At 72.4% G+C, this 12,974-nt stretch carries 9 protein-coding genes and 1 riboswitch; of the genes, 7 read left to right on the forward strand and 2 right to left on the reverse strand.

The window, feature by feature from the left end; translation table 11 throughout:
• Nucleotides 1–151: 151 nt before the first annotated feature.
• Nucleotides 152–2,605, reverse strand: a complete 2,454-nt coding sequence (locus OG361_RS29570; RefSeq protein WP_405858304.1) for a DNA topoisomerase (ATP-hydrolyzing) subunit A — start codon at nucleotides 2,603–2,605, stop codon at nucleotides 152–154.
• A 181-nt stretch (nucleotides 2,606–2,786) separates the two neighbouring features.
• Here OG361_RS29570 and OG361_RS29575 point away from each other — a divergent pair, with 181 nt between their 5' ends.
• From OG361_RS29575 to OG361_RS29590, 4 genes are all read left to right on the forward strand, one after another.
• The gene (locus tag OG361_RS29575; RefSeq protein ID WP_405858306.1) at nucleotides 2,787–4,139 is read left to right on the forward strand and encodes a M16 family metallopeptidase; all 1,353 of its coding nucleotides are present in this window, start codon (nucleotides 2,787–2,789) and stop codon (nucleotides 4,137–4,139) included.
• Between the two features lie 26 nt (nucleotides 4,140–4,165).
• Nucleotides 4,166–5,533: a M16 family metallopeptidase gene (locus tag OG361_RS29580; RefSeq protein ID WP_405862512.1), complete on the forward strand. Its 1,368-nt coding sequence runs from the start codon at nucleotides 4,166–4,168 to the stop codon at nucleotides 5,531–5,533.
• A gap of 201 nt (nucleotides 5,534–5,734) precedes the next feature.
• Nucleotides 5,735–5,898, forward strand: a riboswitch (cyclic di-AMP (ydaO/yuaA leader).
• A gap of 12 nt (nucleotides 5,899–5,910) precedes the next feature.
• Nucleotides 5,911–6,693 (forward strand): M23 family metallopeptidase, encoded by a 783-nt coding sequence (locus tag OG361_RS29585; protein WP_405858308.1) that lies wholly within the window; start codon nucleotides 5,911–5,913, stop codon nucleotides 6,691–6,693.
• Between the two features lie 195 nt (nucleotides 6,694–6,888).
• Nucleotides 6,889–7,572 (forward strand): GntR family transcriptional regulator, encoded by a 684-nt coding sequence (locus OG361_RS29590; protein ID WP_405858310.1) that lies wholly within the window; start codon nucleotides 6,889–6,891, stop codon nucleotides 7,570–7,572.
• A 136-nt stretch (nucleotides 7,573–7,708) separates the two neighbouring features.
• Here the strand turns inward: OG361_RS29590 and OG361_RS29595 are convergent, their stop codons facing one another.
• A complete protein-coding gene (locus tag OG361_RS29595) occupies nucleotides 7,709–7,990 on the reverse strand; it encodes an HPr family phosphocarrier protein (protein WP_267046286.1) in 282 nt (93 codons plus the stop codon).
• Nucleotides 7,991–8,165: 175 nt separating this feature from the next.
• On the opposite strand from OG361_RS29595, the gene OG361_RS29600 reads away from it, so the two are divergent.
• Genes OG361_RS29600 through OG361_RS29610 form a run of 3 tightly spaced genes read left to right on the forward strand, consistent with a single transcriptional unit; the run spans nucleotide 8,166 to nucleotide 12,946 of the window.
• Nucleotides 8,166–11,105, forward strand: a complete 2,940-nt coding sequence (locus tag OG361_RS29600; RefSeq protein ID WP_405858312.1) for a GNAT family N-acetyltransferase — start codon at nucleotides 8,166–8,168, stop codon at nucleotides 11,103–11,105.
• 39 nt (nucleotides 11,106–11,144) lie between these two features.
• Nucleotides 11,145–11,741: a DUF5998 family protein gene (locus OG361_RS29605; protein ID WP_384567734.1), complete on the forward strand. Its 597-nt coding sequence runs from the start codon at nucleotides 11,145–11,147 to the stop codon at nucleotides 11,739–11,741.
• On the forward strand, nucleotides 11,741–12,946 hold the full coding sequence (locus OG361_RS29610) for an alkaline phosphatase family protein (protein ID WP_405858315.1): 1,206 nt from the start codon (nucleotides 11,741–11,743) through the stop codon (nucleotides 12,944–12,946). The genes OG361_RS29605 and OG361_RS29610 overlap by 1 nt, the downstream gene beginning before the upstream one ends.
• Nucleotides 12,947–12,974 lie beyond the last annotated feature (28 nt).

Raw genomic sequence — 12,974 nt, forward strand, 5'->3', positions numbered from 1 at the left:
TACCTGCCCTCCGGCAGGCGCGTCCGGCGGACCGTGGACCGAGACCAGGAAGGGGGACGGGGGCGGTCCGGTGGGGCGGCATGGGAGGACCCCCGTGGGGGCAGGCCGTGTGGCCGGCCCCCACAGGGGTCCTGTCGTGGCGCCGGGTCGGTCAGGCGGGGCCGGCGACGACCTCGACCGGGTGGGGGAGCGGGGTGCCCGAGCCGTCGCGGCGCGGGTCCGCCTCCGGCAGCTGCACCGGGGTCCCGTTCTTCTGGGCGGCGCGGGCGGGAGTGGTGCCCGCCCAGGCCAGGATCAGGACGTCCTCGCCCTTCAGGAACCGCTGGCAGCGGACGCCGCCCGTCGCGCGGCCCTTGCGCGGGTACTGGTCGAAGGGGGTCAGCTTCGCCGACGTGCCCGAGGCGTCCAGGGTGCCCGTGGAGCCCGCGACGGTGAAGACCACGGCGTCCGCCGCCGGGTCCACGGCGGTGAACGAGAGCACCTCGGCGCCCGTGGTCAGCTTGACGCCGGCCATGCCGCCGGCCGGCCGGCCCTGCGGCCGTACCTGCGCGGCCGGGTAGCGCAGCAGCTGGGCGTCCGAGGTGATGAAGACCAGGTCCTCCTCGCCCGTCCGCAGTTCGGTCGCGCCGACGATCCGGTCGCCCTCCTTGAGGGTGATGACCTCCAGCTCGTCCTTGTTCGCCGGGTAGTCCGGCACCACGCGCTTCACCACACCCTGCAGGGTGCCGAGCGCAAGACCCTGCGAGGACTCGTCGAGCGTGGTCAGGCAGACCACCGACTCGTTCGTCTCCAGGGACAGGAACTCCGAGAGCGGCGCGCCGCCCGCGAGGTTCGGGGTGCTCGCGGTGTCCGGGAGCTGCGGCAGGTCGATCACCGCGATCCGCAGCAGCCGGCCGTCGGAGGTCACCGCTCCGACGTCACCACGCTGGGTGGCGGCGACCGACGACACGATCAGATCGTGCTTGGTCCGCGGTGCCTCCGGGTCGACCGGCGGCAGCTCCGCCGTCGCCGTACGGGCCAGCAGACCGGTCGAGGAGAGGAGCACCCGGCACGGGTCGTCCGCGACCTCCAGCGGCACGGCCGCGATGGGCGCGCCCGCCGACTCGAGCAGGACCGTCCGCCGGTCGGTGGCGAACTTCTTCGCGACCGCGGCCAGTTCCGCCGAGACCAGCTTGCGCAGCTCGGCGTCGGAGTCGAGGATCCCGGTCAGCTCGTCGATCTCGCCGTTGAGCCGGTCGCGCTCGCTCTCCAGTTCAATCTTGTCGAACCGGGTGAGGCGGCGCAGCGGGGTGTCCAGGATGTACTGCGTCTGGATCTCGCTCAGGGAGAAGCGCTCCATCAGGCGCTCCTTGGCCTGCGCGGAGTTGTCGCTCTCCCGGATGAGCCGGATGACCTCGTCGATGTCGAGGAGCGCGACGAGCAGGCCCTCGACCAGGTGGAGCCGGTCGCGCTTCTTGGTCCTGCGGAACTCGGAGCGGCGGCGGACGACCTCGAAGCGGTGGTCGAGGTAGACCTCCAGGAGCTCCTTCAGGCCGAGCGTGAGCGGCTGACCGTCGACCAGCGCCACGTTGTTGATGCCGAAGGACTCCTCCATCGGCGTCAGCTTGTAGAGCTGCTCCAGGACCGCCTCCGGCACGAAGCCGTTCTTGATCTCGATGACGAGACGCAGACCGTGGTTGCGGTCGGTGAGGTCCTTGACGTCCGCGATGCCCTGGAGCTTCTTGGAGCCGACGAGGTCCTTGATCTTGGAGATGACCTTCTCGGGACCGACCGTGAAGGGCAGCTCGGTGACGATGATGCCCTTGCGGCGCGCCGTCACCGTCTCCACGGTCGTCGTGGCGCGGATCTTGAAGGAGCCGCGGCCCGACTCGTACGCGTCCTTGATGCCCGCGAGGCCGACGATCCGGCCGCCGGTCGGCAGATCGGGGCCGGGCACGAAACGCATCAGGGTCTCGAGGTCGGAGTTCGGGTGGCGGATCAGGTGGCGGGCGGCCGCGATCACCTCGCCGAGGTTGTGCGGCGGCATGTTCGTCGCCATGCCGACCGCGATCCCGGACGCGCCGTTGACCAGCAGGTTCGGGTAGGCGGCGGGCAGCGCCACCGGCTCCCGCTCCTGGCCGTCGTAGTTCGGGGAGAAGTCGACCGTGTCCTCGTCGATGGACTCGGTCATGAGCAGCGCGGCCGGGGCCATCCGCGACTCCGTGTACCGCATCGCGGCGGGCGGGTCGTCGTTGCCGAGGGAGCCGAAGTTGCCGTGGCCGTCGACGAGGGGCAGCCGCATGGAGAAGGGCTGTGCCATGCGGACCATGGCGTCGTAGATGGACGCGTCGCCGTGCGGGTGGAGCTTGCCCATCACCTCGCCGACGACGCGGGCGCACTTGACGAAGCCGCGCTCGGGCCGGAGCCCCATCTCGTTCATCTGGTAGACGATGCGGCGCTGTACGGGCTTCATACCGTCGCGGGCGTCGGGGAGCGCGCGCGAGTAGATCACCGAGTACGCGTACTCGAGGAAGGAGCCCTGCATCTCGTCGACGACGTCGATGTCGAGGATCCTCTCCTCGTACGCGTCGTCCGGCGGCGGTGTCTTCGTGCTGCGGCGGGCCATCGCGGCTGCGGCTCCTTCACCAACATGGTTGATCTGACGCGGACCATTGTGGACCGTGCCACCGACAACGCCGACCGCGACCCGGAAGAGGGACATCTCGAAGGGGCGGGAACTTCGCCAGGTGTCGGCGCGCTTGCATACAGTGGCAGGACTTTTTCACATCGCGATCGAAGGGACGTACATGCCCATGGGTCACACGGCCACGGCCGAGGCCGGCTCCGGCGGCCTGACAGCGACCGAGCACCGGTTGGCGAACGGCCTGCGCGTGGTGCTCTCGGAGGACCACCTGACCCCGGTCGCCGCGGTCTGCCTCTGGTACGACGTCGGTTCGCGCCACGAGGTCGCGGGCCGCACGGGCCTCGCGCACCTCTTCGAGCACCTGATGTTCCAGGGCTCGAAGCAGGTCCACGGGAACGGTCATTTCGAGCTGGTACAGGGTGCGGGCGGCTCGCTCAACGGCACGACGAGCTTCGAGCGCACCAACTACTTCGAGACCATGCCCACCCATCAGCTGGAGCTCGCGCTCTGGCTGGAGGCCGACCGCATGGGTTCGCTGCTCGCCGCCCTGGACGACGAGTCCATGGAGAACCAGCGGGACGTCGTCAAGAACGAGCGCCGCCAGCGCTACGACAACGTGCCGTACGGCACGGCCTTCGAGAAGCTGACCGCGCTGGCCTACCCGGAGGGCCACCCGTACCACCACACGCCGATCGGCTCCATGGCGGACCTGGACGCGGCCACGCTGGAGGACGCGCGGAACTTCTTCCGTACGTACTACGCGCCGAACAACGCGGTGCTGTCGGTCGTCGGCGACATCGACCCGCGGGAGACCCTCGCCTGGGTCGAGAAGTACTTCGGCTCGATCCCCTCCCACGACGGCAAGCTGCCCCCGCGCGACGGCTCGCTGCCCGAGGTCATCGGCGAGCAGCTGCGTGAGGTCGTCGTCGAGGAGGTGCCGGCCCGCGCCCTGATGGCCGCCTACCGGCTGCCGCACGACGGGACGCGCGAGTGCGACGCCGCCGACCTGGCCCTGACGGTCCTCGGCGGCGGGGAGTCCTCCCGCCTGCACAACCGCCTGGTCCGCCGCGACCGTACGGCCGTCGCCGCCGGCTTCGGCCTGCTGCGGCTCGCGGGGGCGCCCTCGCTCGGCTGGCTGGACGTGAAGACCTCCGGCGGTGTCGAGGTCCCGCAGATCGAGGCGGCCGTCGACGAGGAGCTGGCCCGCTTCGCCGCCGAGGGGCCGACGCCCGAGGAGATGGAGCGCGCGCAGGCCCAGTTGGAGCGCGAGTGGCTCGACCGGCTCGGCACCGTCGCGGGCCGCGCCGACGAACTGTGCCGGTTCGCCGTGCTCTTCGGCGACCCGCAGCTCGCCCTCACGGCCGTCGACCGGGTCCTCGACATCACCGCCGAGGAGGTGCAGGCGGCCGCCAAGGCCAAGCTGCGCCCCGACAACCGCGCGGTGCTCGTCTACGAGCCGGTGACCACCGAACAGAGCGAGAGCGACAGCGACGAGGAAGAGGGAGCGGACCAGTGACCGACGCTGCCGTGTCTTTGACCAGCATGGACTTCCACCCGCAGCCGGAGCCGGGCGTCGCCAGGCCCTGGGCCTTCCCGGCCCCGGACCGCGGAGCGCTGGACAACGGTCTGACCGTGCTGACCTGCCACCGCCCCGGCCAGCAGGTCGTGGCCGTGGAGCTCTACCTGCCGGCCCCGCTCGACGCCGAGCCGGCGGGTCTCGACGGCGTCGCCACGATCATGGCCCGCGCGCTCTCCGAGGGCACGGACCAGCACAGCGCCGAGGAGTTCGCGGCCGAGCTGGAGCGCTGCGGAGCCACGCTCGACGCGCACGCGGACCACCCGGGCGTACGGGTCTCCCTGGAGGTGCCGGTCTCCCGGCTGCCCAAGGCGCTCGGGCTGCTCTCCGAGGCCCTGATCGCCCCGGCCTTCCTGGAGACCGAGGTCGAGCGCCTGGTGCGCAACCGCCTGGACGAGATCCCGCACGAGACGGCCAGCCCGGCCCGCCGGGCCGCCAAGCAGCTCTCCAAGGAGCTCTTCCCGGCCGAGTCGCGGATGTCCCGGCCGCGCCAGGGCACGGAGGAGACGGTCGCCGCGATCGACGCCGCCGCGGTCCGCGCCTTCTTCGACGCGCACGTCCGCCCCGGCACGGCCACCGCCGTCGTCGTCGGCGACCTGACGGGCGTCGACCTGGAGAAGGTCCTCGCCGAGACGCTGGGCGCCTGGACCGGCGAGCCGGCCGAGCCGCTGCCGATGCCGCCGATCACCGCCGACGACACCGGCCGGGTCGTCGTCGTGGACCGTCCCGGCGCCGTCCAGACCCAGTTGCTGATCGGCCGGATCGGCGCCGACCGGCACGCGAGCGTCTGGCCCGCCCAGGTCGTCGGCACGTACTGCCTCGGCGGCACGCTCACCTCGCGGCTCGACCGGGTCCTGCGCGAGGAGAAGGGCTACACGTACGGCGTGCGGGCCTTCGGTCAGGTGCTCCGCTCCGACGCCGCGGGGAACGGCGCGTCGATGCTCGCCATCAGCGGCTCGGTCGACACCCCGAACACCGGCCCGGCACTTGACGACCTGTGGAAGGTGCTGCGGACCCTCGCGGCGGAGGGCCTCACCGACGCCGAGCGCGAGACGGCCGTGCAGAACCTGGTGGGGGTGGCGCCGCTCAAGTTCGAGACGGCGGCCTCGGTCGCCGGGACGCTCGCCGACCAGGTGGAGCAGCACCTCCCGGCCGACTACCAGGCCCAGTTGTACGCGCGTCTCGCCGACACCGGCACGGTCGAGGCGACCGCGGCCGTGGTCAACGCCTTCCCGGTGGACCGGCTCGTCACCGTGCTCGTGGGCGACGCGGCGCAGATCGTGGAGCCGGTGCGCGCGCTCGGCATCGGTGAAGTCACCGTCGTGACCGGCTGATCGCTCCTCGGATCCGCCGGTGGATGGCCCCGACGTCATGGTTTCGTCGGGGCCATCCGCTTTGTCCGAATTGATGTCAAGGGTGGCTGTCTGCCCTGTGGCATGTCTTACAAAGTGGCGTGTCTGTTTGGTGATTGAAAGACGATCCGCATAGCGTCGGTGCGGCTGTTCGTCAGGTGCACGTGCCGCGTCCGCGGCAACGGACAGTCATCGCCGAGTCCCCGTCAGGCGCGAGCCTGGGGAGCCGGGGACCCAACACGTCCCTGGGGTGAATCGGGCGCCTTCGTCTCGTACGGAGGGGCTCGTAGGAGACCTTCCTGCTCCGAACCCGTCAGCTAACCCGGTAGGCGAGAAGGAAGGAAAGGATCAGCCACTACATGGCGTTCACCCGTGCCACCGGGAAGCATCGTGGTCCGAGCCGGATGGCGCGCCGCAGCGTGGGCATCGCCGGCGTCGCGACGCTCGCCACCACCGGGGTGATCGGAACCTTCGCCTCCCCGGCGCTCGCCGCCGACACGGACAACCGCTCCGCCGAGGACACCGGCCTCACCCAGGTGATCACCGAGGACTCCCTCGCGGACCGGGTCAGCGCCCAGGTCGCCGCCCAGGAGCAGGAGGCCTTCGAGGCCGCCGCCAAGGCGAAGGTCGAGGCCGAGGCCCGGGCAGAGGCGAAGCGCAAGGCCGAGGCCCGCGCCAAGGAGGTCCGCGAGGAGAGGGAGCGCGCCGCCCGCGAGGCCGAGCGCCGCCGGCTCAACTCCTTCCAGCTCCCCGTGGCCGGCTCGTACGTGAGCACCGGCTACAAGGCCGGCGGCTCGCTCTGGTCCTCCGGCAGCCACTCCGGCATCGACTTCCACGCCTCCTACGGCAGCCGGGTCGTCTCCGTCGGCTCCGGCACCGTCGTCGAGGCCGGCTGGGGCGGCGCGTACGGCAACAACATCGTCATCCGGATGCACGACGGCACGTACACCCAGTACGGTCACCTCTCGTCCATCGGGGTCTACGTCGGCCAGACCGTCGAGCCGGGCCAGCAGATAGGCATCTCGGGCTCGACCGGCAACTCGACCGGCCCGCACCTCCACTTCGAGGCCCGGACGAGCTCCGAGTACGGCTCCGACATCAACCCGATCTCGTACCTCCGCGCCCGCGGCGTCAGCCTCTGACACCACCCGGATCGCGTCGCAAAAGCCCCGGCTCGTACTGAGCCGGGGCTTTTCGCTGGCCAAAACATATCCCTGGATTCCGTCGGGGCATCGGAAATTTCGGCGTGCTGCAATAGAGTCGCAGAACAGAAGCAGAACGGACGCGGAACAGGCATCGCTCGAATTGTCTCGCGCGGATCAAGGCGGAGGTCGGACATGCGCGTTCCCGCGCAATCGGTATGCACGGCGATCCGGGACGACATCGTCTCCGGTGTCTTCGAGCGGGGTGGCCGGCTGACCGAGGAGCAGCTCGCGCGCCGCTACGGGGTCTCTCGTGTCCCGGTCCGCGAGGCCCTGCGCACGCTGGAGTCCGAGGGCTTCGTCGTCACCCGCCGCCACGCGGGCGCCCATGTCGCCGAGCCCACCGAGCAGGAGGCGGCCGACCTGCTCGACATGCGGGCGCTGCTCGAACCGCTGGGCGCCGCCCGGGCCGCGCAGCGGCGCACGGAGGCGCACCTCAAGGTGTTGCGAGGGCTGGTCAGGCTGGGGCAGGAGCGGGCCAGGCGCGGCCAGGGCGAGGATCTGCGCTCGCTGGGCGGCTGGTTCCACGAGACGCTCGCCCAGGCCTCCGGCAGCCCTGCCCTGACGGCGCTCCTCACCCAGCTCCGGCACAAGATCGCCTGGATGTACGCGGTCGATCAGCCGGCCCAGCCCGTGGAGGCCTGGGCCGAGCACGGCGCCATCGTGGACGCCGTCGCGCGCGGCGACGCCGAGCGGGCCAGGGCGCTGACCGCGCTGCACGCGGAGCGCTCACTGGGGCTGCACCGCCTCAAAAGGCCGGAGCGCGGCCGTGTGAGGGTTTCGCAACATGTCGTCAACACGTCGAGTGCCCGGAATTAACGCGCGCGCCGTATACAAAGAATAGGAATTCGCTGGAGCTGATTTGTGCTGCCCGAAAATACCGGCTCCGGCAAATGCGAAACCGCGGCCACCGGAATTTCGGCGGCCGCGGTTTCGTCGTACGGGAAAGGCGGGGTCAGACGGTCTCGGGGAGTTCGTCGAGGCCCTCGGCGACGAGCTTGGCGAGACGGTCCAGCGCGATCTCGGCGCCGTCGGCCTCCGAAGCGAGAACGATCTCCTCGCCGCCCTGCGCGCCCAGGCCGAGCACCGCGAGCATCGACGCGGCGTTCACGGGGGTGCCGTCGGACTTGGCGATCGTCACCGGAACGCCGGAAGCCGTGGCGGCACGGACGAAGATGGACGCGGGGCGGGCGTGCAGGCCCTCGGCCCAGCCGACGTTGACGCGGCGCTCAGCCATGGTGTTGCCCTTCAAGTCTCAAGCGGGTTGTCTAGACCAGTCTCTCATGCGGTGCGCGGTGCTCGTGCCGACCTTCGGCCCGGCCCGGACCGCCCTTCGGCCTTCCCCACCTTGCACGGCGCGCACCCGCCGCGCGACCGGTGCCGGTGTCGTGTCCCGGCCGTAGGCTGGCCCCATGCAGAGCGCGTCGGAGCAGTCGGAAGCGGCGGATCGACCGGCACCGCCGGCAACACCGGAGCACGCCTACCCCGATCACTGGGAGGCGGACGTGGTGCTCCGCGACGGCGGCACCGCGCGCATCAGGCCCATCACCGCCGATGACGCCGACCGGCTGGTCAGCTTCTACGAGCAGGTCTCGGACGAGTCGAAGTACTACCGCTTCTTCGCGCCCTACCCGCGCCTCTCCGCCAAGGACGTCCACCGCTTCACCCACCACGACTTCGTCGACCGGGTGGGCCTCGCGGCGACCGTCGGCGGGGAGTTCATCGCCACCGTCCGCTACGACCGCATCGACGACCGCGGGATGCCCGCCTCGGCCCCGGCCGACGAGGCCGAGGTCGCCTTCCTCGTCCAGGACGCCCACCAGGGGCGCGGAGTCGCCTCCGCCCTCCTCGAACACATCGCGGCCGTCGCGCGCGAGCGGGACATCCGGCGCTTCGCGGCGGAGGTGCTCCCCGCCAACACCAAGATGATCAAGGTCTTCACCGACGCGGGCTACACCCAGAAGCGGAGCTTCGAGGACGGCTCCGTACGGCTCCACCTCGACCTCGAACCGACCGTCCGCTCCCTCGCCGTCCAGCGCGCCCGGGAACAGCGCGCGGAGGCGCGGTCCGTGCAGCGGCTCCTCACCCCCCGCTCCGTCGCCGTCGTCGGCGCCGGACGCGCACCCGGCGGCGTCGGCCGGACCGTCCTGCGCAATCTCCTCGGCGCCGGTTTCACCGGGCGCGTCCACGCGGTGAACGCCGCGCTCACCGACGGACCGGCGGAGCTCGACGGAGTCCCCGCCCACCCCTCCGTCGGGGCCATCGGCGAGCCCGTGGACCTGGCGATCGTCGCCGTCCCCGCCGACCGGGTGCCGGAAGTCGTCGCGGACTGCGGCGAGCACGGAGTGCAAGGACTCGTCGTGCTCTCCGCCGGCTACGCGGAGAGCGGGCCCGAGGGCCGCGAGCGGCAGCGCCAGCTCGTCCGGCAGGCCCGCTCGTACGGGATGCGGATCATCGGACCCAACGCCTTCGGGATCATCAACACCTCCGAGGACGTCCGGCTCAACGCCTCGCTCGCCCCCCAGATGCCGACCCCCGGGCGGATCGGGCTCTTCACCCAGTCCGGCGCGATCGGGATCGCGCTCCTCGCCGGGCTCTACCGGCGCGGCGCGGGCCTCTCCTCCTTCATCTCGGCCGGCAACCGCGCCGACATCTCCGGCAACGACTTCCTCCAGCACTGGTACGACGACCCCGGGACGGACGTCGTCCTCCTCTACCTGGAGTCGATCGGCAACCCCAGGAAGTTCACCCGGCTGGCCCGGCGCACCGCCGCGGTGAAGCCGGTCGTGGTCGTCAAGGGCGCCCGGCACAGCGGCAGCGCCCCGCCCGGCCACCGGGTGCCGGTCACCCGCATCCCGCACGCCACGGTCTCGGCCCTCCTCCGCCAGGCCGGGGTGATCCGTGTCGACACCGTCACCGAACTCGTCGACGCCGGACTGCTCCTCGCCGCCCAGCCGCTGCCGGCCGGGCCCCGGGTCGCGATCCTCGGCAACTCCGAGTCGCTCGGCCTCCTCACGTACGACGCCTGCCTGACCGAGGGACTGCGCCCGCTGAGGCCGCTCGACCTGACGACGGCGGCGGTGCCGGCGGACTTCCGGGAGGCGCTGGCGGCGGCGCTCGCGGACGAGACCTCCGACGCGGTCGTCGTGACCGCGATCCCCTGGGTCGGGGAGGACGGCGCCACCGAGTTCGGCGACGGGGAGGTCCTCGCGGCCTCCCTGCGCGAGGCCGTCGCCTCCGCCCCGGCCCCGGCGAAACCGGTCGTCGTCGTCCACGTGGAGATGGGCGGCCTCGCGGAGGCCCTCGCGGTCGCCACGAGCACCCGCCCGGCGGCCACGAGCACCCGCCCGGCCGCGACCGGCACCCGCCCGGCTCCGGCGGGAACCCGCCCCGCCCCGGCGCCCTCCGCCACCGCTTCCCCCGCCGACCCGGCCCCGGCCCCCGACCCGGCCCCGGCGCCGGTCCTCGCCCAGGAGGCCACCATCCCCGCCTACCCCGCCGCCGAGCGGGCCGTGCGGGCGCTGGCCGAAGCCGTGCGGTACGGGCAGTGGCGGCGACAGGCCGCCGACCCCGGGCGGGTGCCCGAGTACGAGGACATCGACGAGGCCGGGGCCGCCGCGCTCATCGAGCGGGTCCTCGGCGCCGGCGGCGACGCGGACCCGCGGGGTGTGACCCTCGACACCGGGGAGGCCGGGGAGCTGCTCGCGCGGTACGGGATCACCGTCCTGCCGACCCTCCCCGCGCCCACCCCCGACGAGGCCGTCGCCGCCGCCCGCCGCCTCGGCTACCCCGTCGCCCTCAAGACGACCGCGCCCCACCTGCGCCACCGCCCCGACCTGGGCGGCGTCCGGCTCGACCTCGCCACCGAGGAGCAGCTCCGTACGGCCTACGCCGAGCTGACCGAGGTCCTCGGCAAGCCCGCCGAGATCCAGCCGGTCGTCCAGGCGATGGTGCCCCGGGGCGTCGACACCCTCGTCCGCTCCGCCATCGACCCCGCCGTCGGAGCCGTCCTCTCCTTCGGCCTCTCGGGCGCGGCCTCGGAGCTCCTCGGCGACATGTCCCACCGACTGGTGCCGGCCACCGACCGGGACGCGGCCGAGCTCGTACGCTCCATCCGCACCGCCCCGCTGCTCTTCGGCTGGCGCGGCTCGGCCCCGGTCGACACCCCCGCCCTGGAGGAGCTCCTGCTCCGGGTCTCGCGGCTCGTCGACGACCACCCCGAGGTGGTGGCCGTCTCCCTGGAGCCGGTCGTCGTGGCCTCCGGCGGACTCTCCGTCCTCGGGGCCACCGTCCGGCTCGCCCCGCCGCCGCCCCGTACCGACCTCGGCCCGCGCCGCCTGCCGAGTTACTGAGGACCGGAAGGGGCCCCACGGCCCCGTAGGATGGAGTCCATGGCAAAGAGCGGTACGACGACCCAGGGGCTGCGCGCGGCGATCGAGCGCAGCGGCTACTACCCGGCCCTCGTGGCCGAGGCGGTGGAGGCCGCCGTCGGCGGCGAGGCCGTCGCGTCGTACGTGGTCCACCAGGAGACCACCTTCGACGCGAACGAGGTCCGGCGCCACGTCACCGTCCTCGTCCTGACGCCGCACCGCTTCATCGTCAGCCACACCGACGAGCAGGCCGCCGACACCAGCTCCCCGACGCCGTACGCCACGACGTCCACCGAGTCCGTGAAGCTCGACCGGATCTCGTCGGTCGTCGTCAGCCGCGTCGTCGCCAACCCCGAGTCGTACACCCCGGGCACGCTGCCCCGCGAGGTGGTCCTCACCATCGGCTGGGGCGCCGTCTCCCGCATCGACCTGGAGCCCGCCGCCTGCGGCGACGCCAACTGTGACGCCGACCACGGCTACACGGGCAACGCCACCGCCGACGACCTCAGCCTGCGGGTGAGCGAGGCCGGCGACGGTCCGGACACCGTCCGGCAGACCCTGGCCTTCGCCCAGGCACTCTCCGAAGCCATCGCGGCCACCGCCGCCACCACCCGCTGATGGTCCAGCCCACCGCCGTGGCCCACGGCTGGCCCGACGATCCGGTCCCGCTGGCGCTCGACACCGCCCCGCTGCCCGAGTACACCTTCGGCTCCCTCGGCGACCTGCTTCCGACGCTCGTCGCGGGACAGGGCGTGCCCGGTTTCACCCCGCGGATCGCCGAGCTCGCCCCGGCCGACCGGAACTGCGTCTTCCTGATCGACGGCCTCGGCTGGGAGCAGATCAAGGCCCACCCGGACGAGGCGCCCTATCTGACCTCGCTCCTCGGCTCCTCGCGCGGCGGCACGGGCCGCCCGGTCACCGCCGGCTTCCCCGCGACCACCGCGACCTCGCTCGCCTCGGTCGGCACCGGCCGCTACCCCGGTACGCACGGACTGCCGGGCTACACCGTCCGCAACCCCGCCACCGGCGACCTGATGAACCAGCTGCGCTGGAAGCCGTGGACCGCGCCGCGCGTCTGGCAGCCGTACCCCACCGTCTTCCAGCTCGCGCACGAGGCCGGGATCCACACCGCCCAGGTCTCCTCCCCGATCTTCGAGCAGACCCCGCTCACGCAGGTGGCGCTCAGCGGCGGAACGTTCCACGGGCGGCTCTCCGGCGAGGAGCGCATGGACTTCGCGGCCGAGCAGCTCGCCGCCGGCGACCGCTCGCTGGTCTACACGTACTACAGCGAACTCGACGGCGCCGGACACCGCTTCGGCATCGACTCCGACGCCTGGCGCGGCCAGCTGATGTTCGTCGACCGGCTCGTGCAGCGTCTCGCCGAGCAGCTGCCGCCGCGCTCCGCCCTCTACGTCACGGCCGACCACGGCATGGTCGACATCCCCTTCGACGAAGAGCACCGCATCGACTTCGACGAGGACTGGGAGCTGCGCGCGGGCGTCGCCCTGCTCGGCGGCGAGGGCCGGGCCCGCCACGTGTACGCGGTACCGGGTGCCGAGGCGGACGTCCTCACCTGCTGGCGCGAGGTGATCGGAGAGCAGTTCTGGGTGGCGAGCCGCGACGAGGCCATCGCCCTGGGCTGGTTCGGCGACGAGATCGACGAGCGGGTGTACGGCCGGATCGGTGACGTGGTCGCCGCGGCCGACGGCGACGTCGCGATCACGGCGTCCGTCAACGAGCCCCACGAGTCGGCGATGGTCGGCATGCACGGGTCCATGACCCCCGCGGAGCAGCTCGTCCCGCTGCTCGAAGTCCGTTCCTGACCCCTGCGCCGCCCGTCCCCTCCCACGA

The organism is Streptomyces sp. NBC_00090 (assembly GCF_045160815.1).
Lineage (GTDB): Bacteria > Actinomycetota > Actinomycetes > Streptomycetales > Streptomycetaceae > Streptomyces.

What these genes read in the sequence shown, in the direction of transcription:
- OG361_RS29570 (WP_405858304.1), bottom strand. Translation starts at nt 2,605, where the DNA reads ATGGCCCGCCGCAGCACGAAGACACCGCCGCCGGACGACGCGTACGAG.
- OG361_RS29575 (WP_405858306.1), top strand. Translation starts at nt 2,787, where the DNA reads ATGCCCATGGGTCACACGGCCACGGCCGAGGCCGGCTCCGGCGGCCTG.
- OG361_RS29580 (WP_405862512.1), top strand. Translation starts at nt 4,166, where the DNA reads ATGGACTTCCACCCGCAGCCGGAGCCGGGCGTCGCCAGGCCCTGGGCC.
- OG361_RS29585 (WP_405858308.1), top strand. Translation starts at nt 5,911, where the DNA reads ATGGCGTTCACCCGTGCCACCGGGAAGCATCGTGGTCCGAGCCGGATG.
- OG361_RS29590 (WP_405858310.1), top strand. Translation starts at nt 6,889, where the DNA reads ATGCGCGTTCCCGCGCAATCGGTATGCACGGCGATCCGGGACGACATC.
- OG361_RS29595 (WP_267046286.1), bottom strand. Translation starts at nt 7,990, where the DNA reads ATGGCTGAGCGCCGCGTCAACGTCGGCTGGGCCGAGGGCCTGCACGCC.
- OG361_RS29600 (WP_405858312.1), top strand. Translation starts at nt 8,166, where the DNA reads ATGCAGAGCGCGTCGGAGCAGTCGGAAGCGGCGGATCGACCGGCACCG.
- OG361_RS29605 (WP_384567734.1), top strand. Translation starts at nt 11,145, where the DNA reads ATGGCAAAGAGCGGTACGACGACCCAGGGGCTGCGCGCGGCGATCGAG.
- OG361_RS29610 (WP_405858315.1), top strand. Translation starts at nt 11,741, where the DNA reads ATGGTCCAGCCCACCGCCGTGGCCCACGGCTGGCCCGACGATCCGGTC.